The organism is Thioalkalivibrio sp. ALR17-21, from assembly GCF_000420185.1.
Classification (GTDB): domain Bacteria; phylum Pseudomonadota; class Gammaproteobacteria; order Ectothiorhodospirales; family Ectothiorhodospiraceae; genus Thioalkalivibrio; species Thioalkalivibrio halophilus.
In genome coordinates this window covers 158,469-171,007 of the sequence record NZ_ATUL01000004.1, presented here as the reverse complement: position 1 = coordinate 171,007, position 12,539 = coordinate 158,469, and the positions used below count along the sequence as shown (strand labels likewise).

Sequence of the window (12,539 nt, the reverse complement as noted above, 5' to 3'; positions counted from 1 at the left end):
GCGAGAAGGCATTAACCACTCCGTGGTCAGGGCTTTGGTTGCCTGCAGACGATCCGGAATACGGGTAACAGGATCAAGGGAAAAGGTTCACAAAACGCAATGCCGTGTCCGTCAGGCACCACCACCGACGGCAATCCACCAGCAGAAAGACCCGGGCCATGTCCGTTGGTCAATGGCTCGGTCGGCGGGTACGCCAGGGTGGCGGTCCAGATCTATCGTGTTTCCGGGAGGCGTGTTTCAGGGAGGTCGATCTGTCGCGACATCACACCCCGTCAGACGCCGTATTCGGCGCGGTAGGCGCGCAGGGCGTCCAGGTGCTCCGGCGCGCGGCCGGTCTGCTCCAGCAGGGTGACCAGGTCGGTCAGCCGCGCCACGCGCACCACCTGCATGCCCAGGTCACTCTCCACTTCCTGGATGGCCGAACGCTCGCCCGCACCGCGCTCCTCGCGGTCCAGGGCGATGGCCACCCCCACCGGCGCGGCGCCGGCGGCGCGGATGATGTCCACCGATTCGCGGATGGCGGTACCGGCGGTGATCACGTCGTCCACGATCAGCACGCGGCCCTCCAGCGGGGCGCCCACGATGTTGCCGCCCTCGCCGTGGTCCTTGGCCTCCTTGCGGTTGAAGGCCCAGGGGCGATCCATGTCGTGGTCGCGGTACAGCGCCTCGGCCACGGCCGCCGCCAGCGGGATGCCCTTGTAGGCCGGGCCGAAGATCAGATCGAAGTCGATCCCGGAATCGACAATCGCCTGCGCATAGAACTCGCCCAGGCGGGCCAGGTCGGAGCCGCGGTTGAACAGCCCGGCGTTGAAGAAATAGGGGCTGGTGCGGCCCGATTTCAGCGTGAACTCGCCGAACCGCAGGACGTCGCGCTGCAGGGCGTATTCGAGGAAGGCGTGGGCGGTCATGACGGCTCCATGGTCGATTGCGAGGGGAAACGGTCCCTATTCTGACACAGCGTCCGGGCGGGTCTTTTCGCCGGCCGCGCGCGCGGGTATCGTTGCGCGCCATGCGCATAATGTCCATGAACGCCAACGGCATCCGTGCCGCCGCCCGCAAGGGCTTCTTCGACTGGCTGCCCGCCACCGAAGCCGACGTGGTCTGCATCCAGGAGACCAAGGCCCAGATCCACCAGATCCAGGGCGAGCCCTTCCATCCGCCCGGTTATCACAGCGCCTACGTGGATGCAGTGAAACCCGGCTACAGCGGTGTGGCCATGTACAGCCGGATGCAGCCGGACGAGGTGATCACCCGGCTGGGCTTCGAGGAGGCGGACAACGAGGGGCGCTACGTGGAGATGCGCTTCGGCAACCTTTCGGTGGTGTCGCTGTACCTGCCGTCCGGCTCCTCGGGCGATCACCGTCAGGACTCGAAATGGCGCTTCCTCGATTTCTTCCGCCCGTGGCTGGCCGAGCGCATGCAGGACGGGCGCGAATGGGTGATCTGCGGCGACTGGAACATCGCGCACAAGGAGATCGACCTGACCAACTACCGCTCCAACCGCAAGAACTCGGGTTTTCTGCCCGAGGAACGGGCGTGGCTGGACCACCTGTTCGACGAGATCGGCATGGTGGATGTGTTCCGCCGGCTGGACGACCGCCCCGGGCAGTACACCTGGTGGTCCAACCGCGGTCAGGCCTGGGCGAAGAACGTGGGCTGGCGCATCGACTACCAGATCGCCACGCCGGGCATCGCCGCCACCGCGCGCGACCCGTTCATCTATACCGAGCAGCGCTTCTCCGATCACGCGCCGTTCTGGATCGATTATGACTACGCGCCCTGACAGCCGCACCGGGCTCCCGGTCCGGCACATGCCCCGTCGATGAGCGCCGCCGACGACGCGCAGGCCGCACCGCGCCGTGACTGGCGCGCGGCACTGGCGGTGTACCGCCACCCGCGTGTCATCGGCATGCTGTTCCTCGGCTTTGCCGCCGGGCTGCCGCTGCTGCTCACCGGCGGGACGTTTACCGCCTGGCTGCGCGACCTCGGGGTGGAGCTGTCGTCGATCGGCTTCCTCAGCTGGGTGGGCATGGCCTACAGCATCAAGGTGCTGTGGGCGCCGATCGTGGACCGCCTGGCGCTGCCGGTGCTGACGCGGCTGTTCGGCCGGCGTCGCGCGTGGATGCTGCTGGCGCAGGGGCTGATCATCATCTCGCTCACGGGCATCGCGCTCACCGACCCCACCGAGCAGCTATGGCTGGTCGCGGTGTGGGCGGTGATCACGGCGTTCGCGGCGGCGACCCAGGACATCGCCATCGACGCCTACCGAATCGAGGCGGTGAGCAAGGAACGCCAGGGGGCAATGGCCGCGGCCTACGTGACCGGCTACCGCGTGGCTCTGCTGACCGCCGGGGCCGGGGCACTGCACATCGCCGCGGTGGGGACCTGGGGCCTGGCCTACGGCACCATGGCCGCACTCATGCTGGTGGGCGTGATCTGCACCCTGATCGTGCGCGAGCCCGAGGTGGCCGAGCGCGACCGCAAGACCGCGCAGATCGAGCAGCGCGTGCTCGACTACATCAACAACACCTCGGACACCGGCTACTGGCGCGCCTTCAAGGCCTGGTTGATCGGCGCCTTCGTCTGCCCGTTCGTGGAGTTCTGGAAGCGCTTCGGCCGCATCGCCCTGCTGCTCATCGCGTTCATCGCGATCTTCCGCATCAGCGACATCTTCATGGGCGTGATGGCCAACCCGTTCTACCTGGACATCGGCTTCACCAAGGATCAGATCGCCAATATCGCCGCGGCCTTCGGCCTGGCGATGACCCTGGGCGGGGCCGCCGTGGGCGGACTGCTGGTCGCGCGCTTCGGCATCATGCGCATGCTGATCGCCACCGCGCTGCTGGCGCCGATCACCAACCTGACCTTCTCCTGGCTGGCCCTGCTGGGTCCGGAGCTCTACGGGCTGGTATTCGCCATCATGGCCGACAACGTGACCGGCGGCATGGCGATCTCGGTGTTCATCGCCTACCTCTCCAGTCTCACCAACAGCGCCTACACCGCCACCCAGTACGCCCTGTTCAGCTCCCTGATGACCCTGCCCGGGCAGTTCCTCGCCGGTTTCACCGGGGTGATGGCCGAGTTCATGGGCTGGTTCTGGTTCTTCGTCAGTTCGGCCGCGATCGGCATCCCCGCGGTCCTGCTGGCGCTGTGGATCGCGCGCGTCGCCAACCCCGACCGCTTACCCCAGCCCGGGCGCGAAGAGGCCCCCGCCGAACGGACCGACTGACCCCGTGGGAGCGTGCTCGCACCCGATGCGGGCAGCGGCCTTGCCCCCGCGCACAAAACCCGGTTGTATACGGGGTAACGGGGAGACAACCGGGGACGGCGAAGGAATGCGCTTCTTTGAATACCAGGACCGGGCACGCCGGCGGCTGACGCTGCTGCTGGGGCTGTTCGCCCTGGTGGTAGTGCTGATGGTGGCGCTGCTCAACCTCCTGCTGCTGTATACCCTGATCGAACCCTGGCAGGAGCTCCGGCAGCTCATGCCCACCGCCGAGATGCTCGCGGAGCACCGTGGCTTCCTGCTGTGGACCACCGGCCTGGCGATCGCGGTCATCGCCGGGGCCAGCCTGTGGCGCCTGTACCAGCTGCGGCGTGCCGGCGGCGGGCGCGGCATCGCCCGCGAGATGGGCGGCGATCCGGTGGACGCCGAGCCCGAGGACCCGAAGAACCGGCGGCTGCGCAACATCGTCGAGGAGATGGCGATCGCCTCCGGGCTGCCGGTGCCGGCGATCTTCGTGCTGGAACGCGAGCTGGGCATCAACGCCTTCGCCGCCGGCTTCACACCGCATGACGCGGCCATCGCGGTGACGCGCGGGGCCATCGAGAGCCTCAACCGCCAGGAACTGAAAGCGGTGGTCGCCCACGAATTCGGCCATATCCGTGCCGGCGACATGCGCCTGAACACCCAGCTGGTCGGCATCCTGTTCGGCATCGAGATGATCGCGCTGCTGGGCCTGGGCATGCTGCCCGGACGGCGCGCGCGCAGCGACCCGGGAGAGATGCGGGGGCCGGTGTGGTTCAACTTCGCGCTGGTGGCCGCCGGTGGGGCGGGGCTGCTCGGCGGGCGCCTGATCCGCGCAGCCATCGCGCGCGAACAGGAGTACCGCGCGGATGCCCACGCGGTGCAGTTCACCCGCAATGGGGACGGCATGGCCGGCGCCCTGCGCAAGGTAGCCGCGCGCTACGCCGGTCTCAACGCCAGCCCGGCAATGGTCGGACACATGCTGTTCGCCAACGGCGCCATTGACCAGCTGCTCGATACCCATCCGCCGCTGGAGAAACGCCTGGAGCGGCTGGGCCAGCCACTCGACGAGGAGGGTCTGGAACGCCTGGGCCGCGAGGCCACCGACCGGGTACGCCGTGCGGTGACCGAACGCGAGCGCCGACGCCGCGAGCAGGAGGCTGCCGCCGAGCAGCAACGGGAAGAGGAGGAGAACGGCCCCCTGGGCGAGGCCTTCGGGGCCGTCCCCGGCTCGCTGGCCGCCGCCCTGCTGGCCGCACTGCCGGGCGAGCTGGCACGTTCCGCCCGCAATCCGCACTGGGTCGCGGATCTGGTGCTCTACCTGATCCTGCATCCGGATCCGGAGATCCGCGAACAGCAGCTCCGCATGATCCTGGAGACCCGCGGCCCGGAGAGCGAAGAACGCGTGCGGCAGCTCCGTGCGATGGTCCCCGAACCCGCGGCCGAACACCGTCTTCCGCTGACCGAGATGGCTTTCCCTGCGCTGGCTCGGCTGAGCCGCGACGAACAACGGACCCTGGCCGGACTCGTGGAACGCCTGATCCATGCCGACGGCCGCCTGTCCGCCACCGAGTACGCCCTCGGCCGCATGTTGATCGAACACCTCGACCGGCGTCACGGGCACAGGGGCGAAAGGACGCACGGGCGCAAGGATCCCGCCGAGAAGAACGCCCGGCATCGCGAAAACGCGGCACGCTACCTGCTGGCGACCCTCGCGCTGCACGGCCACCCCGACGACCTCGAGGCGGCCGAGGCCGCGCTGATCGCCGGCCTGGGCCGCTTCACCGGCAGCCTGCCGTTCAGCGCCCCCATCCCCGAGGAACTGCGTCAGGCCAGCCAGTCCGCGGCCTGGGCACGCATCCTCGACCGCGCGCTGGAGCGCCTGGCGCGCATGCCGCGCCACGACCGCCAGCGGCTGCTGCAGGCCATGGACCACACCGTGCAGCAACGCGGCGACCCCACCGCGGAACAGCGCGAACTCGTGCGGATGATGGCCGCCTCGCTGCACCTGAACGTGCCGCTGCCGGATGCCGGCGAACTGTTCGACGCCGGCCACTGAAGGGGCTTCGGGGCACACTGCGCCACCGGCCCTGCCTCCAACGAAAGAAGGCCCGCATCTCGCGATGCGGGCCTTCCCGTTACAGCCGCTTGCTGAAACTCGCGCGATGCGCGATCAGAAGCTGTAGTGCATGCCGACCATGAAGACCTTGTTGGAGCCGTCTTCGGGGAACGGGATCGGATCCGTGCCGGTATCACGCGCACGCTCGGCCGGAATCGCACCGGTCGGCTCTTCCTCGTAATAGTACTCGGCGAAGAACTTCAGGGCATCGTTGACGTTGAAGTCGTAACCCAGATGCACGACGTCTTCACCGTAGTTGTCGACGTTGGCGAGCGTGCCCTTGAAGGTATGCTGACCCCAGTCGTACGCGGCGTACACGTTGGCGGCGATGTCTCCGTCATCACCGAACACGTCCGCGTCCTGATCGCTGTCGATGTATTCGACCTTGGCGGACAGGGACAGGTCACCCATGCTGTGCATCGCGGAGAAGCCCCAGATACGGGTGTTCTGGGCGCCATCGACGTCGTCAACGCCCAGCGAGAGCGTGGTGTCCTGGAACGAGTAGGAACCGGTCAGCTGGTAACGGTCGTCCGGAGAACCGGAGCTGTCGGCATATCCCGAGTTGGCGCTGTAGGCCGCCCCGAAGGAGAAGCCGTTGAAGTCGGGGGAGTAGTACATCACGCTGTCGCTTTCGCGGAACGTGGTATAGGTCGCGAAGCCCGACTGGAAGGAGCTGAACATGTCGACCGGGAACGCGATCGCGTTGTAGTAGGGCATCCAGTCGCGGCCGTAGGCAAACGTGCCGGCCACATCCGACTCGAGGCCGATCTTGCCGATGCGAATGTCTTCATCGGCCGTATTGAACGGATCCTGCACCTTGCCATTGGCCAGATCCAGCGGCATTTCCAGCTGAGCGAAGGCGTTCAGGCCTTCGTTGAGCGGCAGGCTGCCGGTGAAGCCCACGCGCGAGTAGGCATCGCGGAAACCGTCGTAGCTATCTTCTTCAGCCGGGTCGGCAGCTTCATACTGAAGCCGCAGGGAGCCGTAGAAATCCCAGTCGATCGGACCGGCGCCTTCTTCCTGGGCCATGGCCATGCCGGGAGCGGCCAGGGTCGCGGCCACGGCCGCGGCAAGCATCTTCCTGTTCATCATCTTCCTGTCCTCGCGCTCAATTGAAACTTTTCGGGATGTCCGGAACCGGCTCCGCCGTCCGGTCGGTGTGCGGCTCTTGCAACAGCTGCGCGCGGAACATCGCGGACGATCCATTCCACTGCACACCAGTGTGGTTATATAAACGAAGTCTAATTCGTTGTAAAGGGCCCACATGCACGTACGTGGTGCGTCTGTTGTGCACAACAGACAGGAAGACCGGCTGCGGGTACCGAAGTACCGCCGAACGCACGGCGGCATGGTGCGGTCGCACCGGGTAGAGGCCACCGGGCCGTGTTTTGGTGGCACGGTTTGCGCCGGAGGTATTTTTGCGCAAAAATAATGTTCGTTGACCATCACCGCCGAGAACCGCATGTCATCCGCCAGCGCCGCCACCCAAACGTCCGCAGCCCCGTCCGGGGGCGAGGACCCCGCACGCTCGGTCATCCGCCAGCTGCGGGTGATCATCCGGGCGCTGCAGGGGCATTCGCGCGCGGTGGAGCGGGCCTGCGGGATCAGCGCCTCGCAGCTGTGGGCGCTGTGGGAGCTCCAGCGCACGCCGGGCCTGAACGTGAGCGACCTGTCGCGGCGGCTGTCGGTGCATGCCTCCACCACCTCCAACCTGCTGGACAAGCTGGAGCAGCAGGGCCTGGTCGAACGTCGCCGCCCGGAGCGCGACCAGCGCATCGTGCGTCTGTACGTGACCGAGACCGGACAGGAACTGCTGGAACGCGCCCCGGCCGCCCCCCAGGGCGAACTGAACCGGGCGCTGGAATCCATGCCGCCGGACGAACTGGCCGATCTGGACCAGAACCTGGCGATGCTGGTGGAAACCATGCAGTCCACCGAGCAGCGCGCCGGCCTCAAGCCGTTCGAGGGTGGAGCCTGAGCGGGATGCTCCGCCTCGCCGCCAGCTTCGGCCGCCTTCCGGTGCTGGCGCTGGCGCTCGTCCTGCTGGCCGCCCCGGCCCTGGCCGAACCCCGCTTCGACGATCCCCCCGAGCACTCCGCCGATGGCGGGTTCACCCTGCACTGGGAGGCGCCCGGGGCGGTGGTGCTGGAACGCGCCAGCGGCCCCGATTTCGACGATGCCGGCGTGATCTACGAAGGCGGCGACACCAGCCGCGTGATCAGCGGCCTGCCGGACGGTGAATACCGTTTCCGGCTGCGCGCGGCCGACGCCGACGAGGATGCCTGGAGCGACCGCATCACGGTCGTGGTCGAGCATCACGGCCTGGCGCGCGCCTTTGGTTTCTTCGCTGTCGGCGGCGCGGTGTTCCTGGTGCTGATCGTCGTGCTGCTGCGGGGCCGCCCGCGCGGCTGACCCCCATGCCCCGGGCCGTTGGCCCGGCCAACCGGAGACCTTCATGCCCGATTTCGCCATCAACATGCAGCGCCTGCAGCAGGACATTAACGACCTCGCGCAGATCGGCCGCGACGCCGACCGCGGCCTGCACCGCCGCGCGTTCTCCGACGGCGATCGGGCCGGTCGCGAGTGGTTCCGCCACCGCCTGGAGGCCGCAGGGCTGGACGTGTGGCAGGACGGGGCCGCCAACCTGCACGGCCGTCTGCAGTACGACGGCCGGCGCCCGGTGGTGGCGATGGGCTCGCACCTCGACACGGTGCCCGGCGGCGGTCCGCTGGACGGCGCGCTGGGCGTGCTGATCGGGCTGGAGGTGCTGCGCACCACGCAGGAGCAGGGCATCGAGCTGCAGTACCCGCTGGAGGTGATCGACTTCACCGACGAGGAGGGCCGCTTCGGCGGGATGTTCGGCTCCCAGGCGATGGCCGGCAAGCTGACCCCGGAGAGCATCAGCCATGCGCGCGACCTGGAGGGCGTGAGCCTGGTGGACGCGATGGCGGCCTGGGGCCTGAACGCCGACGACGCGCTGGCCGCGCGGCGCGATCCGAACACCCTGCACGCCTTCATCGAGACCCACATCGAACAGGGGCCGGTGCTGGACCGGCGCGGCCTGAGCGTGGGGGTGGTGGAGGCCATCACCGGGCTGTTCAAGTGGGAGGTGCGCCTGAAGGGCCAGCCCAACCATGCGGGCACCACGCCCATGGACATGCGCGCGGACGCGTTCCAGGGCCTGGCCGAGTTCGGCGGCGAGATCGACCGTCTGCTGGAGGAACACGGCAGCCCCAACTCGCGCGCAACCATCGGCCGCGTCGAACTGTCCCCGGGGGCACCGAACACCGTGCCCGGCATGGCGACCTTTTCGTTCGAGGTGCGGGACACCGACGAGAAGGTCCTGACCGCCCTGGCGCATGCGGCTCGGCGCACGCTCTCCAGCCTGGCCCGGCGGCGCGACCTGATGTTCGAGTTCGACGTGCTCTCGGAGATCGATCCGGTGCGCTGCGACACCGGGATCGTGCAGACCATCGAGGGCCAGGCCGAACGCATGGGACTGGAATACATCACCATGCCCAGCGGCGCGGCGCACGACACCCAGAGCATGAGTGCGATCACCCGCACCGGGATGATCTTCGTGCCCAGCCTGCAGGGGCGTTCCCATTCGGCCGCGGAATGGACAAACTGGGAGGACATCGAGACCGGCGCCAACCTGGCCCTGCACAGTGCGCTGGCACTGGCGGCCCCGCAGTAGCGCCACCCCAACCGTTCAAGGAGCCCGCGGCATGGCCGACGACAACGTTTCCCGCCTGACCGACTACGACTCCCTGGATCCGCTGCGCGAGCAGTACCAGGAGAGCCTGATCAGCAAGCCGGTACTGCGGCGCGAGCTGCGCGAGCACCATGTCGCCCTGCTGTGCATCGACCTGCAGTACCTGGACGCCGCGCGCGGCCACGGGGTGTTCGCGGATTCGGCCGAATCCGGCATCCCGCTGGAGGCCCAGGAGTACTATTTCCATCGCCTGGAGGAGACCGTCCTGCCCAACGTGCGCCGCCTGCAGGATGCCTTCCGCGCCGAGGAGATGGAGGTCATCCACACCCGCATCCGTTCGCTGACCCGCGACGGGCGCGACCGCAGCCCGGGCCACAAGCGTCTCGGACTGCATGCGGCCCCCGACAGCAAGGATGCCGAATTCGTCGACGAGGTCGCACCAAAGGGCGACGAGATCGTCCTCGACAAGACCGCGAGTGGCGTGTTCAACTCGACCAATCTGCACTACATCCTGCGGAACCTGGAGATCTCCTCCCTGTTCATCGTTGGCGTGTACAGCAACGAATGCGTCTCCACCGCGGTGCGCGACGCCTGTGACCTGGGCTTCTACGTGACGCTCATCGAGGACTGCTGTGCGACGGTGACCCCCGAGATGCAACGCGCCACCATCACCACCATCAAGGACCGCTACGCCCGCGTGATGAGCACGGACGAAGCGATCCGCGAGATCACGAGGGTGCAGGAGGCGTCGTGACCGCCCTCGAGGAGCCCATCCTCCCGACTTCCGTCGCCTGGGGGCTGCTGGCGGCCTTCAGCGTCCTGTGGGTCGCGCTGGGCGCCTGGCTGGGACGCCGCAACTACACCGCCGCCGACCACATGCTGGCCGGGCGCAACGTGGGGCTGGCCCTGGCCAGCGCCACCGCGATGGCCACCTGGGTCACCGCCAACACCACCATGACCGCCCCGCAGCTCGCGCTGGAGCTGGGTGTGTGGGGCATGCTGGGCTACTCGCTGGGGGCGCTGGGCCTGATCCTGTTCGCCCCCATGGCCCGCCGGATCCGCGAGCTGATGCCGCACGGCTTTACCTCCGGGGACTTCATCCGCCTGCGCTACGGGACCTTCACCTGGCGGGTATTCCTCGGCGTCTCCCTGATCTACGCGTTCGGCTGGCTGATCTCCATGGCGATGGCCGGCGGGGTGCTGATCAACGCCCTGGCCGGGATCGACTACCGCGTGGGCATGACCGTGATCCTGACGGTGTGCGTGATCTACACCCTGCTGGGCGGGCTGCGCGCGGTGATCGGCACCGACTTCATCCAGACCGTGATCATCATCGCCGGCGCCGCCTTCCTCGCCTGGATGACCATCGACCGGGTGGGCTTCGAGGCGATCCATTTCGACCTGATGGAAGAGCGCCCGGAACTGCTGAGCCTGCTGTTCCCGGCCGCGATCATGTTCCTGTTCAACAACCTGCTGTTCGGCGTGGGCGAGATCTTCCATTCCAACGTGTGGTGGTCGCGCGCCTTCGCCTTCGGCCGCAACGTGGGCTTCCGCGCCTACCTGCTGGGCGGGCTGCTGTGGCTGCCGATCCCGATCGTGGCCGGGTTCGTGGCACTGGCCACCCCGGCGCTGGGCATCAACGTGCCGGCGGCGGACATGGTCGGCCCGCTGGTGGCCGCCGAGGTGCTCGGCCTGACCGGCGCGATCGTGGTGTTCATCGTAGTGTTCGCCGCGCTGGCCTCCAGCCTCGACTCGCTGCTGGCGGCGACCTCCGACCTGGTCACCCGCGACATCTACCGCGGGCACATCCGGCCGCAGGCCTCGGAGCAGGCGCAGCTGCGGGCGACGAAGATCATTGTCGTGCTGCTGGGCCTGCTGACCTGGCTGGCCGCCAGCTACCGTGGCGAGGTGCCGGTGGTGGGTTCACTGGCGGCCCTGCTGTATTTCACCGGGGCCTTCGTGGCCAGCGCGATCTGGCCCATCGTGGCCGGGCTGTACTGGCGCCGCGCCAACCCGCAGGCGGCGGCCTGGGCGATGCTGCTGGGCTCCGGGCTGGGCCTGGCCAGTTACTTCATGATCGGCTGGTACGTGGCCGCACTGGTGGGTGCGGCGGTCTCGCTGGTGGTGATGGTCGCCGGTACCTGGCTGTTCCCGCGGCCCTTCGACTGGGACCGGCTGGCGCACGATGACCGCGACACCTCACCCGGCCGTGGCAACCCGGAGGTGGCCACATGACGATCCCGGTAACCGCACTGGCGACCATCGTGATCATCGCGACCACGGTCGCGACCCTGACCCCGATCCTGCTGATTGCCCTGTTCATCCGCGACTGGAAGAGAGGATGCCTCTGGTGAATCCCCATGACCCGCTGAACACCCTCAAGCCGCGGGACGGTGCCGCCGGCACCGACCGGCCGCGCGCCCTGCTGGAAGCGGTGGAGGAAAATCCCGACCCACTGCTGAAGCTGGCCGCCTCGCACGTGGTATCCAGCCGCCAGTTCACCCGCGAGGAGCTGCTGCAGCTGTTCCGCCTGGCCGCGCAGTACGAGACGACCCCGGCGCTGATGCATCTGCCGCTGGCCGGCAAGATCCTGATCAGCGCCTTCTACGAGCCGTCCACCCGCACCCGGCTGTCATTCGAGAGCGCCTGGCACCGGCTCGGCGGATCGGTGATGTCGATCACCGATCCGAAGAGCACCGGCATCGCCAAGGGGGAGTCGCTGGCCGACATCGCCGAGATGTTCAACAACTACGGCGACGTCCTGGTACTGCGCTCCTCCGAGGGCGAGGCCGTGCACAACATGCTGGAGAACCTGCGCATCCCGCTGGTCAACGCCGGCAACGGGATCGACGAGCACCCCACCCAGGCGCTGGCGGATGTCTACACCCTGGCCAAGTGGCGCCCGGAGCTGTTCCTGCCCGACTGCCCGCCGGAAAAGCACGTGAAGGTGGGGATCGTGGGCGTACCCTCGCGCATGCGCACGGTACGCAGCCTGCTGAGCATGCTGAGCCTGTTCCCCGAGGCGATCGACGAGATCGTGGTGATCTCGCGCGAGGAGGAGAACTTCGACCCCGAACAGCGCGAGCTGCTGGAGGGCGCGGGCCTGAAGCTGCGCGTGGTGAACGACCTGGACCCGGTGCTGCCGGAGCTGGACGTCGTCTACATCAACGCCATCGCCTGGATCGGCGACACCTTCGAGTCCATGGGCGAAGGCCTGAACCTGAACCGCCAGTCGCCGCTGAAGGAGGGCGCCATCATCATGCATCCGCTGGCGCGCGGCGCGGAGCTGTCGACCGATCTCGACGACACCCCGCACAACTGGTACTTCGCCCAGGCGCGCGGGGCGGTGTTCGTGCGCATGGCCCTGCTGACTACGGTGGTGCGCCGGATCAGCGCGGTGATGGACACCCCGGAGGGCTGACCCCCCGGTTATGCGATTGCCTGACTGACCGCGAGCG

The 12,539-nt window shown here is 68.0% G+C and carries 12 protein-coding genes; 10 read left to right on the top strand and 2 right to left on the bottom strand.

The window, feature by feature from the left end; genetic code table 11:
* Positions 1-272 precede the first annotated feature (272 nt).
* Positions 273-908 carry an orotate phosphoribosyltransferase gene (gene pyrE / locus G020_RS0103590; RefSeq protein ID WP_019569288.1) on the bottom strand — a complete coding sequence of 212 codons (636 nt, stop codon included), beginning with the start codon at positions 906-908 and terminating at the stop codon, positions 273-275.
* A 101-nt stretch (positions 909-1,009) separates the two neighbouring features.
* Here pyrE and G020_RS0103585 point away from each other — a divergent pair, with 101 nt between their 5' ends.
* The 3 genes from G020_RS0103585 to G020_RS0103575 all read left to right on the top strand — a co-directional run bounded on the left by G020_RS0103585 (position 1,010) and on the right by G020_RS0103575 (position 5,306).
* Positions 1,010-1,783, top strand: coding sequence for an exodeoxyribonuclease III (locus tag G020_RS0103585; RefSeq protein ID WP_255349428.1), 774 nt, complete (start codon positions 1,010-1,012; stop codon positions 1,781-1,783).
* A gap of 39 nt (positions 1,784-1,822) precedes the next feature.
* Positions 1,823-3,229, top strand: coding sequence for an AmpG family muropeptide MFS transporter (locus G020_RS0103580; protein WP_024328681.1), 1,407 nt, complete (start codon positions 1,823-1,825; stop codon positions 3,227-3,229).
* A gap of 106 nt (positions 3,230-3,335) precedes the next feature.
* A complete protein-coding gene (locus G020_RS0103575; protein ID WP_024328680.1) occupies positions 3,336-5,306 on the top strand; it encodes a M48 family metalloprotease in 1,971 nt (656 codons plus the stop codon).
* A gap of 114 nt (positions 5,307-5,420) precedes the next feature.
* Here G020_RS0103575 and G020_RS0103570 read toward each other — a convergent pair whose 3' ends face one another.
* Complete coding sequence (locus G020_RS0103570) at positions 5,421-6,458, bottom strand: porin (RefSeq protein WP_024328679.1); 1,038 nt, start codon at positions 6,456-6,458, stop codon at positions 5,421-5,423.
* A 370-nt stretch (positions 6,459-6,828) separates the two neighbouring features.
* Between G020_RS0103570 and G020_RS0103560 the strand changes: the two genes are divergently transcribed.
* Genes G020_RS0103560 through G020_RS0103530 form a run of 7 tightly spaced genes read left to right on the top strand, consistent with a single transcriptional unit; the run spans position 6,829 to position 12,502 of the window.
* Positions 6,829-7,344 carry a MarR family winged helix-turn-helix transcriptional regulator gene (locus G020_RS0103560; protein ID WP_024328678.1) on the top strand — a complete coding sequence of 172 codons (516 nt, stop codon included), beginning with the start codon at positions 6,829-6,831 and terminating at the stop codon, positions 7,342-7,344.
* 5 nt (positions 7,345-7,349) lie between these two features.
* Positions 7,350-7,778 carry a hypothetical protein gene (locus tag G020_RS0103555; protein WP_018947206.1) on the top strand — a complete coding sequence of 143 codons (429 nt, stop codon included), beginning with the start codon at positions 7,350-7,352 and terminating at the stop codon, positions 7,776-7,778.
* 43 nt (positions 7,779-7,821) lie between these two features.
* A complete protein-coding gene (locus tag G020_RS0103550; RefSeq protein ID WP_018947207.1) occupies positions 7,822-9,063 on the top strand; it encodes a Zn-dependent hydrolase in 1,242 nt (413 codons plus the stop codon).
* Between the two features lie 31 nt (positions 9,064-9,094).
* Positions 9,095-9,835 carry a cysteine hydrolase family protein gene (locus G020_RS0103545; RefSeq protein WP_024328677.1) on the top strand — a complete coding sequence of 247 codons (741 nt, stop codon included), beginning with the start codon at positions 9,095-9,097 and terminating at the stop codon, positions 9,833-9,835.
* Complete coding sequence (locus G020_RS0103540; protein WP_024328676.1) at positions 9,832-11,316, top strand: sodium:solute symporter family protein; 1,485 nt, start codon at positions 9,832-9,834, stop codon at positions 11,314-11,316. The genes G020_RS0103545 and G020_RS0103540 overlap by 4 nt, the downstream gene beginning before the upstream one ends.
* A complete protein-coding gene (locus tag G020_RS15585) occupies positions 11,313-11,435 on the top strand; it encodes a hypothetical protein (RefSeq protein WP_018868948.1) in 123 nt (40 codons plus the stop codon). The genes G020_RS0103540 and G020_RS15585 overlap by 4 nt, the downstream gene beginning before the upstream one ends.
* Entirely contained in the window at positions 11,423-12,502 is a 1,080-nt protein-coding gene (locus tag G020_RS0103530) for an aspartate carbamoyltransferase (protein ID WP_024328675.1), read from the top strand. The genes G020_RS15585 and G020_RS0103530 overlap by 13 nt, the downstream gene beginning before the upstream one ends.
* Positions 12,503-12,539: the final 37 nt, after the last annotated feature.